The organism is Nocardioides hankookensis, from assembly GCF_042658885.1.
GTDB lineage: Bacteria > Actinomycetota > Actinomycetes > Propionibacteriales > Nocardioidaceae > Nocardioides > Nocardioides hankookensis.
Genome location: NZ_JBHSRJ010000004.1, coordinates 1,206,504 through 1,218,838 on the forward strand (window position 1 = coordinate 1,206,504; position 12,335 = coordinate 1,218,838).

Annotated in this window: 13 protein-coding genes; all 13 read left to right on the forward strand. The window is 69.4% G+C overall.

All coding sequences use genetic code 11. The features are described 5' to 3' along the window. The first annotated feature begins 99 nt into the window (after positions 1–99). Positions 100–873, forward strand: coding sequence for an MlaE family ABC transporter permease (locus ACFPYL_RS12270; protein WP_449289712.1), 774 nt, complete (start codon positions 100–102; stop codon positions 871–873). Further along, entirely contained in the window at positions 873–1,712 is an 840-nt protein-coding gene (locus tag ACFPYL_RS12275; RefSeq protein ID WP_379154258.1) for an MlaE family ABC transporter permease, read from the forward strand. Before ACFPYL_RS12270 ends, ACFPYL_RS12275 begins: the two co-directional genes overlap by 1 nt. Beyond that, positions 1,713–3,026, forward strand: coding sequence for an MCE family protein (locus ACFPYL_RS12280; RefSeq protein WP_379154260.1), 1,314 nt, complete (start codon positions 1,713–1,715; stop codon positions 3,024–3,026). Then, complete coding sequence (locus ACFPYL_RS12285; RefSeq protein WP_379154263.1) at positions 3,023–4,111, forward strand: MCE family protein; 1,089 nt, start codon at positions 3,023–3,025, stop codon at positions 4,109–4,111. The genes ACFPYL_RS12280 and ACFPYL_RS12285 overlap by 4 nt, the downstream gene beginning before the upstream one ends. Next, a complete protein-coding gene (locus tag ACFPYL_RS12290; RefSeq protein ID WP_379154265.1) occupies positions 4,108–5,103 on the forward strand; it encodes an MCE family protein in 996 nt (331 codons plus the stop codon). Before ACFPYL_RS12285 ends, ACFPYL_RS12290 begins: the two co-directional genes overlap by 4 nt. 1 nt (position 5,104) lies before the next feature. Next, the gene (locus ACFPYL_RS12295) at positions 5,105–6,316 is read left to right on the forward strand and encodes an MCE family protein (protein ID WP_379154267.1); all 1,212 of its coding nucleotides are present in this window, start codon (positions 5,105–5,107) and stop codon (positions 6,314–6,316) included. Next, positions 6,313–7,674 (forward strand): MCE family protein, encoded by a 1,362-nt coding sequence (locus tag ACFPYL_RS12300; protein WP_379154269.1) that lies wholly within the window; start codon positions 6,313–6,315, stop codon positions 7,672–7,674. The genes ACFPYL_RS12295 and ACFPYL_RS12300 overlap by 4 nt, the downstream gene beginning before the upstream one ends. Beyond that, a complete protein-coding gene (locus ACFPYL_RS12305; protein WP_379154271.1) occupies positions 7,671–8,933 on the forward strand; it encodes an MlaD family protein in 1,263 nt (420 codons plus the stop codon). Before ACFPYL_RS12300 ends, ACFPYL_RS12305 begins: the two co-directional genes overlap by 4 nt. Further along, on the forward strand, positions 8,930–9,427 hold the full coding sequence (locus ACFPYL_RS12310; protein WP_379154273.1) for a hypothetical protein: 498 nt from the start codon (positions 8,930–8,932) through the stop codon (positions 9,425–9,427). Before ACFPYL_RS12305 ends, ACFPYL_RS12310 begins: the two co-directional genes overlap by 4 nt. Then, positions 9,424–10,167 (forward strand): hypothetical protein, encoded by a 744-nt coding sequence (locus ACFPYL_RS12315; protein WP_379154275.1) that lies wholly within the window; start codon positions 9,424–9,426, stop codon positions 10,165–10,167. The genes ACFPYL_RS12310 and ACFPYL_RS12315 overlap by 4 nt, the downstream gene beginning before the upstream one ends. A gap of 71 nt (positions 10,168–10,238) precedes the next feature. Continuing rightward, positions 10,239–11,222 carry an NAD(P)/FAD-dependent oxidoreductase gene (locus ACFPYL_RS12320; protein ID WP_379154276.1) on the forward strand — a complete coding sequence of 328 codons (984 nt, stop codon included), beginning with the start codon at positions 10,239–10,241 and terminating at the stop codon, positions 11,220–11,222. An 8-nt stretch (positions 11,223–11,230) separates the two neighbouring features. Further along, positions 11,231–11,422 carry a ferredoxin gene (locus ACFPYL_RS12325; protein ID WP_379154278.1) on the forward strand — a complete coding sequence of 64 codons (192 nt, stop codon included), beginning with the start codon at positions 11,231–11,233 and terminating at the stop codon, positions 11,420–11,422. A gap of 18 nt (positions 11,423–11,440) precedes the next feature. Beyond that, complete coding sequence (locus tag ACFPYL_RS12330) at positions 11,441–12,334, forward strand: 3-oxoacyl-ACP reductase (protein ID WP_379154280.1); 894 nt, start codon at positions 11,441–11,443, stop codon at positions 12,332–12,334. The last annotated feature ends 1 nt before the right edge of the window (position 12,335 follow it).

Consider the following 12,335-nt stretch of genomic DNA (forward strand, 5'->3'; position numbering starts at 1 on the left):
GAACAAGTTCTAGCAGGGAGAGCTGGGACTTGGGTTTGCCCGGAATGAGAACACGTTCTATTCTGCGGTGGCTGTCTAGACCAGTTGGGGAGGTGCACGGTGGCGTTCTCTGCTGCGTCGATCGTGCGGGGCCCCGGCGAGCTGGCCGCGATGATCATCGACGTCGCGAAGCGCACCTTCACCACTCCCTTCCAGGTCCGCGAGTTCATCGAGCAGGCCTGGTTCATCACCAGCGTCACGCTGATGCCGACGATCCTGGTCTCCATCCCGTTCGGCGCGGTGATCTCGCTCCAGGTCGGCAACCTCACCGGCCAGCTGGGCGCCCAGTCGTTCGCCGGCGCGACCGCGGTCCTCGCGGTGGTGCGGGAGGCGGCCCCGATCGCCGCCGCGCTGATCATCGCCGGCGCCGCGGGCTCGGCGATCTGCTCCGACCTGGGGGCGCGCAAGATCCGTGAGGAGATCGACGCGATGGAGGTCCTCGGGGTCGACCCGATCGCCCGCCTGGTGGTGCCGCGTGTGCTCGCGACCATGTTCGTCGCGTTCATGATCATCGGCATCGTGATCGGCGCCGGCATCGGCGGCGGCTACTTCTTCACCGTGATCGTCCAGGGCGGCTCAGCCGGTGCGTTCCTCGCCTCGTTCACCGCCCTGGCGAGCATCAACGACCTCTACATCGCGATCGTGAAGGCCGTCGTCTTCGGCGGCATGGCCGCCATCGTCGGCGCCTACAAGGGCCTGAACGCCGGTGGCGGGCCCAGCGGCGTGGGCCGGGCCGTCAACGAGTCGGTGATCGTCGCGTTCATGCTGCTCTTCTTCATCAACGCGGTGATCACCGCGATCTACTTCCAGGTCGTCCCCCCGGCAGGTCTGTGATGGCGACGATCGGACAGCTGGGCGGCGCCTTCGTCAAGGGACGGCGCGACTGGCTCGAGCACTACGGCGACCAGCTCCTCTTCTACGTCAAGGCGCTGCTCTGGGTGCCGCGGGCGATCAAGCGCTACCCCCGCGAGATCACCAGCACCCTCGCCGAGGTCACGTTCGGCGCCGGCGGCCTCACCCTGATCGCCGGCTCGGCCGGCGTCATCGCGTTCCTGGCGTTCTTCGCCGGCACCGAGGTCGGCATCCAGGGCTACGCCTCGCTGAGCCAGATCGGCGTCGCGAAGTTCAGCGCGTTCATCTCGGCGTACTTCAACACCCGCGAGGTCGCCCCGCTCATCTCCTCGATCGCGCTGGCGGCGACCGTGGGCTGCGGCTACACCGCCCGCCTCGGCGCGATGCGGATCTCGGAGGAGATCGACGCGCTCGAGGTGATGGGCATCCCGTCGCTCCCGTTCCTGGTGACCACGCGGATGATCGCGGCGTTCATCGCCGTCATCCCCCTGTACGTCGTCGCGCTGAGCGCGTCCTACCTCTCGCCGCGGCTGATCACGACCTACATCTACGGCCAGTCACCGGGCACCTACGACCACTACTTCCTGCAGTTCCTGCCACCCATCGACATGCTCTGGTCGTTCTTCAAGCTGCTCTTCCTCGCGACTGCCGTGATCCTGATCCACTGCTACTACGGCTACACCGCGTCCGGCGGTCCCGCCGGCGTCGGTACGGCGGTGGGCCGCGCGATCCGCACCAGCATCGTCACCATCGTGGTCGCCGACTTCTTCCTGAGCTTCGCGATCTGGGGCTCCACCACCACGGTGAGGATCACCGGCTAGATGTTGGTGAACGTCTACCACGACAGCCCGGCGGAGCACCGTCGGCTGCTGCTGGCGGGCGTCGTCTTCATGACGGTCGTCGCGCTGCTGATCGGGCTGTCGATCGCGATCTACCAGAAGGCCTTCGAGCGCGACACGACCATCACGATCAAGGCCGACCGCGCGGGTCTCCAGCTCGCGCGGTTCGGCGACGTCCGGCTCAACGGCGCGCTCGTCGGCCAGGTCCGCAAGATCGACCAGGACGGCAAGGAGGCGGTCATCACCGTCGCCCTGAAGCCCGACGACGCCAAGCAGATCCCGGACAACGTCACCGTCCAGATCGTGCCGACGACGCTCTTCGGCCAGAAGTTCATCTCGCTCGTCCGGCCCGACGACCCGTCCACGACGCCGCTGTCCGACGGCGACGTCATCCCGGCGAGCCGGGTCGAGACCAACGTCGAGCTGAGCCGGATCCTGGCCAACCTCTTCCCGCTGCTGCGCGCCGTCCGGCCGGCCGACCTCAACGCCACCCTCAACGCGCTCGCCACGGCGCTGGGTGGCCGCGGCGAGCAGCTGGGTCAGACCATGGACGAGCTGGACACCTACCTCGGCAAGATCGGCGCCCACCTGCCCACGCTGCGCGAGGACCTGGTCAAGCTCGCCGACGTCGCGAACACCTACGACCTCGCCGCACCCGACCTGCTCGCGGTGCTGCGCAACGTGACGACCACCGGGCAGACGATCGTCGACAACAAGGCCCAGCTGGGCACCTTCTTCTCCGACCTCCAGGGAGTCGCCGACACCTCGACCCGGGTGCTCAGTGACAACGAGAGCAACCTGATCCGCGTCGGCCAGGTCACCGAGCCGGTGCTCAAGCTGCTCGCCGTCTACTCGCCCGAGTTCCCCTGCCTGATCGAGGGCGCCGCGAAGTACGCGCCGCGGCTGGCCAAGACGTTCGAGGGCAACCAGGTCAAGCAGTACATCGAGTTCGGCACGCCGCAGTACCGCGCCTACGACCAGCGCGACCGCCCGACGTACGGCGAGGTCGGCCACGGCCCCTGGTGCCTCGGCCTGCCGAACCCGAAGGTCCCGGCGCCGCCGATCGCGCTCGACCAGGGCAGCGACATGGACGAGCACCCGCCGACGTCGCCGCTGCCCGGCCTCAACCGGGTCGGCGCCGACTACTCGGGCAGCACCGGCGAGCAGCAGATCATCAACGCCATGCTCGCGCAGCGGACCGGCTCCGACGCGCAGCAGTACGGCGCGCTCGGCTCGCTGATGTACGGCCCACTCGTCCGCGAGCCAGCCGGCACCCAGTCGGGAGGTGCGCGATGACCTCCCGCAACGCCACCACGATCTCGGCCGGCATCAAGCTCGGCATCTTCACGGTCATCTCGCTGCTGGTCACCGGGTTGCTCGCGGCGATCATGGGCAACGTCGGCTTCGGCTCCGGCACGACGTTCAAGGCGGTCTTCTCCAGTGCCTCGATGCTCCAGAAGGGCGACGACGTCCGGGTCGCCGGTGTCAGCGTCGGCGAGGTCAAGAAGGTCGAGCACTACCACCGCGACCAGGCCCTGGTGACCTTCCGGGTGCAGTCCGGCGTCCCGCTGACGACGGCCTCGCACGCCGAGATCCGCTTCCTCAACCTCGTCGGCGACCGCTACCTGGCCCTCGAGGAGGGTGCCGACGCGGGTGCGAAGCCGCTCGCCGACGACGGGACGATCCCGATCGAGCAGACCAAGCCGGCCCTCGACCTGACCGTGCTCTTCAACGGGTTCCAGCCGCTCTTCCAGGCCCTGAACCCCCAACAGGTCAACGACCTCAGCATGAACCTGGTGCAGGTCCTCCAGGGCGAGGGCGGCACCGTGCAGGGCCTGCTCGCGAAGACCGCGTCGCTCACCAACACCCTCGCGGACCGGGACGAGCTGATCGGCCGGGTCGTCGACAACCTCAGCGAGACGCTGACGACGGTCGACAGCCGGCACCAGCAGCTCAACGACCTGGTGATCGGCCTGAAGAACTGGATGACCGACCTCGCCCGCGACCGCTCCACCATCGGGTCGTCGCTCCAGAACATCTCCGACCTGACCGTGGTGGTCGCCGACCTGATCCGGCAGGGCCGTCCGCTGATCAAGTCCGACGTCGCGAAGCTGCGCAAGCTGGCCGCGCTGCTCAACGAGAAGGAGTCGCGCAAACAGGTGATCGAGCTGCTCGACCGGCTGCCCGAGTCGATGACCGACCAGACCCGCACCGGTACGTACGGCAGCTGGTACAGCTACTACGTCTGCGGCTTCAGCGGCCGGATCACGCTGCCGGCCGGCCTCGGCGACCTGCCCGGCGTCAAGCAGCTGATGAACGAGCTCAACCACCTCGACTTCCGGTCGACGGCGCCGCGCTGCAACGGGGCGGAGGCGCAATGACGACCGCGAGGCGCTACAGCGAGGCGCGGGTCCTGCGACTCGGCGCGATCACCCTGGTGGTGATGGCGGTGATCATGGCCGCCGCCTTCAACCTCGGGAAGTTCCCGGGCTTCCGCGGTACGACGTATTACGCGGAGTTCAAGGACGCGAGCGGCCTGCACGTGGGCAACATGGTCCAGGTCGGCGGCATCCGGGTCGGCCGGGTCCAGGACGTCGAGCTCAAGGACAGCCACACCGTCGTCGTCACGTTCGACGTCGACAACGGGGTCGAGTTCGGCACCGACACCCGGGCCTCGGTCGAGGTGCTGAGCCTGCTCGGTGAGAAGTACCTCGAGCTCCAGCCCGCCGGCCCCGGCCAGCTCTCCTCCGACGACGTGATCCCGCTCGACCGCACCGAGTCGGCATACGACATCGTGGGCGTGTTCAGCGACCTGACGACCACGACCGAGCGGATCGACACCGACCAGCTCTCGAAGGCTCTCAACGTCGTCGCCGACACCACCGACAAGGCGGCGCCGGAGATCGAGCAGAGCTTCCGCGGCATCGCCCGCCTCTCCCAGTCGGTCGCCGAGCGCGACGACCAGATCCAGGCGCTGCTCAAGGGCTCGCAGAGCGTGAGCAAGGTGCTTGCTGCCCGCAGCGAGGACCTGGTGTCGCTGATGAAGAACAGCGACCTCGTGTTCCAGGAGGTGCAGCGACGCAAGCAGGCCGTCCACCTGCTGCTGGTCAACGCCCGCGACCTCGCGACCCAGCTGCGTGGGGTCGCCGCCGACAACAAGGCCGAGATGGGGCCGGCGCTGAAGGAGGTCGACGACCTGCTGTCGCTGCTCAACTCCAAGGACAAGCAGCTGAAGGCGACGCTCGGCGCCCTCGGCCCCTACGTCGACATCCTGAGCAACATCATCGGCACCGGCCCGTGGTTCGACGCCTACGCCTCCAACCTGCTCGGCATCCCGACCGGCGAGTTCGTCCCGACGCGGGGGGAGGGCTGACATGGTGCCCAACACGCTCATCGGCCGGGTCCTCGGCGTGGTCCTCGCGCTCTGCCTGGCGTTCGCGGCGTACTTCTTCGCGATCCGCGACACGACCGAGATGAAGACCGTGACCGCCCACTTCCCGCGCGCGGTCAGCATCTACGAGGGCAGCGACGTGCGGATCCTGGGCGTCAACGTCGGCCGCGTCACCGCCGTGACGCCGGAGGGCAACTCGGTCCGCGTCGACATGGAGTACGACGCCAACTACTCCGTGCCCGCCGACGCCAAGGCCGTCATCGTGACCCCGACCCTCGTCGCCGACCGGTTCGTGCAGCTCACCCCGGCGTACGACAAGGGCGACCAGCTGATGGCCGACGGCGCCGACATCGCGCTGCCCGAGACGGCGGTCCCGGTCGAGCTGGACCGGATCTACGCCAGCCTCCGCGACCTCTCCGAGGCGCTCGGCCCCAACGGCGTCAACAAGGACGGCACCCTCGACCACGTGCTCGCCGCGGGCGCCCACGCCCTGGACGGCAAGGGCGAGCTCGGCAACCAGATGCTCACCCAGCTGGCCGCGGCGGCGCAGACCTTCGGCGAGGGCAGCGGCCCGCTCTTCGACACCGTGACGCAGCTGGCCCAGCTCACCACGACGCTCGCCCAGAACGACAAGTTCGTGCGTGCGTTCGTCCAGGACCTCGCGGGCGTCTCCTCCCAGCTCGCCGACGAGCGCACGGAGATCCGGCAGTCGCTCGCCGCGGTCGCGGACGCGGTCGGCACCGTGAAGGGCTTCGTCCACGACAACCGCGAGGCTCTGGTCACCGACGTCGAGAAGCTGACCAAGGTGATGCAGACGATCAACTCGGAGAAGGACAGCCTCGACACCGCGCTGCGCGTCGCCCCGACCGCGATCGGCAACCTCAGCCTCGCCTACAACTCGCAGACCGGGACGATCGGCTCGCGGATCGGCGTGAGCGGCAACCTGTGGGACGCCGACGGCTTCCTGTGCTCGGTCGTCCAGCAGGCGAGCCTGCCGGGCAAGAGCGCCGACCTCGCGTGCGCGCTCTTCAAGCAGCTGCTCGAGCCGGTGGAGGACCAGCTCCCGACGATCCCGCCCTCCCAGCGCGGCGCCGCGGCCAACCGCCCGGCCACCGGCGACGAGGCCAACCGGGTGCAGCAGCAGTACGGCGTGTCCGGCGGCTCGCTCTCGCACCTCATGGGAGGCGGCTCATGACCCGGTCGACGAGGCTGCTGCGCGGGTGCGTGCTGGTGGTCGCGCTCGCCGTGACGGCGACCGGCTGCAAGTTCGACGGCGCCTACGACCTGCCGCTGCCCGGCTCCCCGGTCTCCGACGACAACTCGTTCGAGATCACGGCCGACTTCGCCGACATCCTCAACGTCGTCCCGAAGTCGCCGGTGATGGTCGACGACGTGACCGTCGGCGAGGTCACCGACGTGGAGCGCGTCGGCTGGCACGCCCGGGTCACCATGCGGGTCAAGGACAACGTCGACCTGCCCGACAACGCGGTCGCCGACATCCGGCAGGTCAGCCTGCTGGGGGAGAAGTACGTGTCCCTCGAGGCGCCGACCCACGTCGCGCCGACCGGTCGGCTCTCCGACGGCGACACGATCGACCTCGCCGACACCGGCCGCAACCCCGAGGTCGAGGAGGTGCTCGGCGCGCTGTCCTTCCTGCTGAGCGGTGGCGGTGTCGCCCAGCTCGGCACCATCACCAACGAGCTCAACCAGGTCATGGACGGCCGCACCGACCGGCTGCGCCACCTGCTGGGCTCGCTCGAGGACGTCGTCGGGACCATCGACGACCAGAAGGCCGACATCATCAACGCGATGGAGTCGATCGCCCACCTGACCGAGACGCTCAACGACGAGAAGAAGTCGATCACCGGTGCGCTCGACGTGGCCGGACCCGCGGTCGACGTGCTCGCCGACCAGCACGACGAGCTGATCGCGATGCTCGGCTCGCTCGACAAGCTGGGCAAGGTCGGGACCCGGGTGATCGGGGCCAGCAAGGACGACATCCTGGCCTCGCTCGACCACCTCCAGCCGATCCTGGCGAAGCTGCACGCGGCCGGCGACTCGCTCGCCCCCGGCCTCAACCTGCTGGTCAGCTTCCCGTTCCCCAAGGAGGCCGGCGACATCGTCAAGGGCGACTACGCCAACACCTCCATCCGCGCCGACATCAACCTCGAGAACATCCTCCCCAACGGCCAGGACGGCGGCGGGATCCCCGGCCTGCCGAACCCGGGCGAGGTGCTCACCCAGGTCGAGAAGTGCCTGCGCAGCGGCGACCTCACCAGCGCCGCGTGCCTCAAGGTGCTCGACTCCGTCAACCTGCTCAAGCAGCTGCGCGCGGACTGCAAGAAGCCCGCCTACCAGGACAACCCGGTCTGCAAGCTCGTCAACGTCGTCCCCGGTGGCGACGGCGACACGCCAGGTCTCCCCGGGCTGCCCGGCCTGCCGGGCCTGCCGGGCCTCGGCGACCTGCTCGGACGCAGCCTCCCAGACGCCCTCACCAGTGGCGACCCGTCGCCGACACCGGGCCCGACGGCCCTCTACGGAGGCGTCTCATGAGTCGTGGCGTACGGATCAGGATCGGCGCGTTCCTCGTGCTCAGCGCCGTCGGCATCGTCTACATCGCCGGCACCTACCTCGGGCTGGTCGACCGGGTCCTCGGCCGAGGCATCACCGTGCACGCCACGCTGCCCTCCTCGGGCGGGCTGTTCGAGGGCAGCGAGGTCACCTACCGCGGCGTCAAGGTCGGCAAGGTCTCGAAGATGCGGGCCACGGCCGACGGCATCACCCTCGACCTGGCGCTCGAGGACGGCACCAAGCTGCCCGCCGACTCGCCCATGTTCGTCCACAACCTGTCGGCCGTCGGCGAGCAGTACCTCGACTTCGAGCCGCCCGACGACAAGGGCCCGTACGTCGAGGCCGGGGGCACCCTGCACGGCACCGCGGACTCCCTGCCCGTCGACGAGGGCGACCTCCTCGTCGAGCTCAACCAGTTCGTCAGCTCGGTCGACAAGGACAACCTGACGACCGTGGTCCGCGAGCTCGGCACGATGTTCGACGACACCGGCGTGCCGCTCCAGCGGCTCCTCGACAACGGCAGCACGTTCGTCCGCGAAGCCTCCGCCCACACCGACGAGACGATCGCGCTGCTCGACCAGGGCAAGAAGGTGCTGACCACGCAGCAGGGGGAGAAGGAGAACATCCAGTCCCTCTCGAGCGACCTGCACTCGCTGACCGACGCGCTCGCCGCGAGCGACGACGACCTCGAGACGGTGCTCGACGGCACGCCCGGCACCGCCCGGGAGCTGGACAAGATGCTCAAGGACCTCGAGCCCACGCTGCCGGTCCTGCTGGGCAGTGCGGTGAGCGTCAACCAGGTGGTGGTCTCCCACCTCGACGGGGTCGAGCAGCTGCTGGTGACCTACCCGCGCACCATCTCCGCCGGCTTCACCGGCACGCCCGGTGACGGCTACGGACACGTCAACCTCCAGTTCGCCCAGCAGCCGCCCTGCACCCAGGGCTACAAGCCCCGCAGCCAGTGGCGGCCGCCCAGCGACCTGAGCGACGGGCCGATCTACCCGGCGCACTGCTCCGCCGGCCCGCCGTACGCGATGCGCGGCTCCAACTACTCGCCGGGAACGCCGGCGAACCCGTCGCCGGGGCGGCTCTACCGCTCGTCGTACGACCCGCAGACCGGCTTCGTGCAGGGTGCGGTGGACCGGCAGGGCAACCCGGTACGGTTCCTCGATCAGGGCAACCTGTCGATCCTGGGAGATGACGCGTGGAAATGGCTGCTGGTGGGTCCGGTGACGCAGTGAGGCGCCGCAACGTGGTGCTCTACGTGTTCGCCCTGCTGCTCGCCTGCGGTGTCATCATCGGCGGTTTCTACGTCGCTCGCGCCCACCAGGACCGGCAGCGCGCGGCCGCCGAGCAGGAGCGGTACGGCGACGTGCTCGCCGCGGCGCGCAAGGAGACCGAGGCGTTCGTCAACATCGACTACCAGGACGCGCAGGCCAGCATCGACGCCGTCGCGGCGGGTGCGACCGGCGACTTCGCCAAGCAGTACGACACCAGCACGAAGGACGTCGTGAAGATCCTGACCCAGGCGAAGTCGGTGATGGAGGGCAAGGTGCTCTGGGCCGGCGTCGTCGACACCGACAAGGACAGCGCCACCGTCATCGTGGCCACGACCGGCACGGTCGCCAACACCTCGACCGGCAACAAGCCGGTCGCCCGCCAGTTCCGGATCAAGCTCGACCTGGTCCGCGAGGACGACGCCTGGAAGACCAGCAACGTGGAGTTCGTCGGATGAGCGCCCCGCGCAAGGGCCAGTCCCGCCCCGCCACCGGCCGCCCGCGCAAGATCGCGGGCCGGACGACCGAGCCCGTCGAGCCCGCCAGCACCGACGGGGAAGGTGGTTTCGAGGCTCAGGCGCCAGAGCGCCTTCGCACCTCAACCACCGACGCCCCGGTGGTTGAGGACGCTCGCGCCTCCGACGCCCCGGTGGTTGAGGTGCGAGCGGAGCGAGCCTCGAAACCACCCCGACGCAGACTCACCTGGATCCTGGTGGCGGTCATCGCCGTCCTCGCGCTGGTCGGCATCGGCGAGATCGTCTACCTCGCTCGCGACCCCGACCCGACGGTCTCGGCGTCGCGCCCCGTGGTCACCGGGGACCTCAGCCACCGCGCGGCGGTCGAGGCGGCGGCCCGCTCGACCGAGCAGATCTTGTCGACGTCGTACCAGGACTACGACGGCCAGGTCGACAAGGCGACCGAGAAGATGACCGACACGTTCGCGAAGGAGTACCGCGCGACCGCCGACGGCATCAAGGACGACTTCATCGCCCAGCAGACCAAGCTCCAGGTCAAGGCGGTCGCCCAGGGCGTCGTGCAGGCCTCGCCCGTGCAGGTCCAGGCGCTGCTCTTCCTCAACCAGTACGTCGAGAAGCAGCAGGACGGCCAGCCGAAGACGTCGTACGCGCAGTACCGCGCGCTGGTGACCGTGGTGCACACCGACCAGGGGTGGCTGGTCTCGAACATCGAGACCCAATGATCGGGTAGGGTCCGCGAAACTAGAACAAGTTATAGTTGAGCCGGCCGCCCGAGAGGAGAAGGATCCCCGTCGTGCCTCCTTCCGAGAACGTGGACACCGACCTGCTCATCATCGGCGCCGGCCCGACCGGCCTGTTCTCGGCGTACTACGCCGGGTTCCGCGGGATGCGCGTCGCCGTCGTCGACTCGCTGCCCGAGCTGGGCGGCCAGATCACGGCGATGTACCCCGAGAAGCAGATCCTCGACGTCGCGGGGTTCCCGTCGGTCAAGGGGCGCGAGCTCGTCGAGGGCCTGGTCGAGCAGGCCGCGCTCTCCGAGCCGACCTACCTGCTCGAGCGCACCGCCTCGACCCTGGTCGAGGACGAGGGCGGCGTGACCGTCGGGCTCGAGGACGGCACCACGGTGCGCGCGAAGGTCGTGCTGATCACCGCCGGCATCGGCAAGTTCAGCCCCCGCCCGCTGCCGGCCGGAGAGGGCTGGCTGGGCCGCGGTCTCGAGTTCTTCGTGCCGAGCTTCCAGCCGTACGTCGGCAAGGACGTCGTCATCGTCGGTGGCGGTGACAGCGCGTTCGACTGGGCGCTGCACCTGGAGCCGGTCGCGAAGTCGATCACCCTCGTGCACCGGCGCGACGCGTTCCGGGCGCACGAGCGCACGGTCGAGGCGGTGAAGGCCTCGCCCAAGGTCGACATCGTCACGAAGGCGGAGGTCTCGGCGATCCACGGCAACGGCACCGTGGAGTCGATCGACATCACCGTCGACGGCGAGCTCACGACGCGGCCGACGCAGGCGGTCGTCGCGGCCCTCGGCTTCATCGCCGACCTCGGGCCCATCCAGCAGTGGGGCGTCGAGGTTCAGAAGCGGCACGTCGTCGTCGACTCCTCGATGCGCACGAACCTCGCGCGGGTCTTCGCCGCGGGCGACATCACCGAGTACCCCGGCAAGGTCCGGCTCATCGCCGTCGGTTTCGGTGAGGCCGCGACCGCCGTCAACAACGCGGCCGTCGTGATCGACCCGACCGCACACGTGTTCCCCGGTCACTCCAGTGAAGGAAGCTGAGGCAGCCCATGAAGATCAAGATCGACTTCGACCTCTGTGAGTCCAACGCGCTCTGCGAGGCGATGGCCCCCGAGGTGTTCGAGCTCGACGACGACGACTTCCTCCAGCTGAAGACGGAGGAGACGACGCCCGAGAACATCGACGCCGTGAAGCGCGCCGTGGCCGCCTGCCCGCGCGCCGCGATCTCCCTGTCTGAATGAGCCTGGAGGACTGACGCAGTGACCACCTCTCTCGACGGCAAGGTCGCGATCGTGACCGGGGCCGGCGCCGGTCTCGGCCGCGCCGAGGCCCTGGCGCTGGCGGACGCCGGCGCGCGCATCGTGCTCAACGACCTGCCCGGTGGTGCCGAGGGCACCGCCGAGGAGATCCGCTCCCGCGGCGGCGAGGCCAGCATCGTGGCCGGCGACGTGGGGGAGCGGGCCACCGCCGACGCCATGATGGCCGCGGCCGTCGAGGGCTTCGGCCGGCTCGACGTCGTCGTCAACAACGCCGGCATCACCCGCGACCGGATGCTCTTCAACATGTCCGACGAGGAGTGGGACCAGGTCATCCACATCCACCTGCGCGGCCACTTCCTGCTCTCCCGCAACGCCGCGTCGTACTGGCGCGCGCAGGCCAAGGAGTCCGGCCCCGTCGGCGCCAGCGTCGTCAACACCGCGTCCGAGGCGTTCCTGTCCGGCCCGCCGGGACAGGCCAACTACGGCGCGGCCAAGGCCGGCATCGCCGCGCTGACCGTCTCGACCGCCCGGTCGATGGCGAGCAGCGGCGTCCGCGCCAACGCGATCTGCCCCCGGGCCCGCACCGCGATGACCGCCCAGGTCTTCGGCGAGGACCAGTCCGGCATGGAGGTCGACCCCTACTCGCCCGAGCACGTCGCGCCGGTTGTCGCCTACCTCGCGTCCGACGCCGCCGCCAACATCACCGGCCAGGTCTTCGTCGTGTACGGCGGGATGGTCGCCCTCGTCGCGGCACCGGTCGTCGAGGAGCGCTTCGACAAGGCCGGCGACCTCTGGACGGCCGACGACCTCGACAAGCAGCTCGGCGGCTACTTCACCGACCGGGACCCCGCCGTCGGCTTCGCCGCCGACTCGATCATGCGATTGAAGGCCTGAC

Excerpts from the sequence above, each read along its gene's own strand:
- ACFPYL_RS12290 (WP_379154265.1), top strand. The coding sequence starts at position 4,108 with ATGACGACCGCGAGGCGCTACAGCGAGGCGCGGGTCCTGCGACTCGGC.
- ACFPYL_RS12275 (WP_379154258.1), top strand. The coding sequence starts at position 873 with ATGGCGACGATCGGACAGCTGGGCGGCGCCTTCGTCAAGGGACGGCGC.
- ACFPYL_RS12280 (WP_379154260.1), top strand. The coding sequence starts at position 1,713 with ATGTTGGTGAACGTCTACCACGACAGCCCGGCGGAGCACCGTCGGCTG.
- ACFPYL_RS12285 (WP_379154263.1), top strand. The coding sequence starts at position 3,023 with ATGACCTCCCGCAACGCCACCACGATCTCGGCCGGCATCAAGCTCGGC.
- ACFPYL_RS12305 (WP_379154271.1), top strand. The coding sequence starts at position 7,671 with ATGAGTCGTGGCGTACGGATCAGGATCGGCGCGTTCCTCGTGCTCAGC.
- ACFPYL_RS12315 (WP_379154275.1), top strand. The coding sequence starts at position 9,424 with ATGAGCGCCCCGCGCAAGGGCCAGTCCCGCCCCGCCACCGGCCGCCCG.
- ACFPYL_RS12325 (WP_379154278.1), top strand. The coding sequence starts at position 11,231 with ATGAAGATCAAGATCGACTTCGACCTCTGTGAGTCCAACGCGCTCTGC.
- ACFPYL_RS12300 (WP_379154269.1), top strand. The coding sequence starts at position 6,313 with ATGACCCGGTCGACGAGGCTGCTGCGCGGGTGCGTGCTGGTGGTCGCG.
- ACFPYL_RS12295 (WP_379154267.1), top strand. The coding sequence starts at position 5,105 with ATGGTGCCCAACACGCTCATCGGCCGGGTCCTCGGCGTGGTCCTCGCG.